At 20.3% G+C, this 482-nt stretch carries 1 protein-coding gene; it reads left to right on the top strand.

Annotated elements, in window-relative coordinates; translation table 11 throughout:
• Positions 1 to 482, top strand: a 482-nt coding sequence (locus GBZ86_RS17630; RefSeq protein WP_170272329.1) for a DUF6688 domain-containing protein, incomplete at both ends; no start/stop codon positions are given.

Genomic DNA, 482 nt, shown 5'->3' with positions numbered 1-482 from the left:
CTTATTGGATATATATATTAATTAAATGTATATTCAAAAAAAAACTTAAAATATTTAATAATAAAAAGTTTATATTTAATAATACTGATTTAGAAATACTTTTTACATTTTTAGTATTTAGTATAGGTGGTATAGGTTTTTTATGTGTTAAGACCTTAATTAATGCAGGAGCACCTTTAGAAAAATATAATGATTTTGGACATGAACTAACTAATGGATATACTCCAATAGCTCATGAACATCTTATTACTATTATTATTTTCTTTATTTTAGGAATAGTTTCTTATCTTCTCATTAAAATAATATCAAAAAAGCTTCCACCTATTCCTTATATAATTTGTTGTAGCATACTAATAATAAATATAATATTTTCAATAATATTTATATTACATACTAACATAACATTAGATTTTGATTTTGGATTAACCAAAGTAGCTATATCATCTTTAAGATATGTTTTTTTTCTTTTAAGCTTAATGCTT

The sequence above is a fragment of the Clostridium tarantellae genome, assembly GCF_009295725.1.
In the GTDB taxonomy this organism is placed as follows: Bacteria; Bacillota; Clostridia; order Clostridiales; family Clostridiaceae; genus Sarcina; species Sarcina tarantellae.
This window is presented reverse-complemented; position numbering and strand designations above follow the sequence as displayed.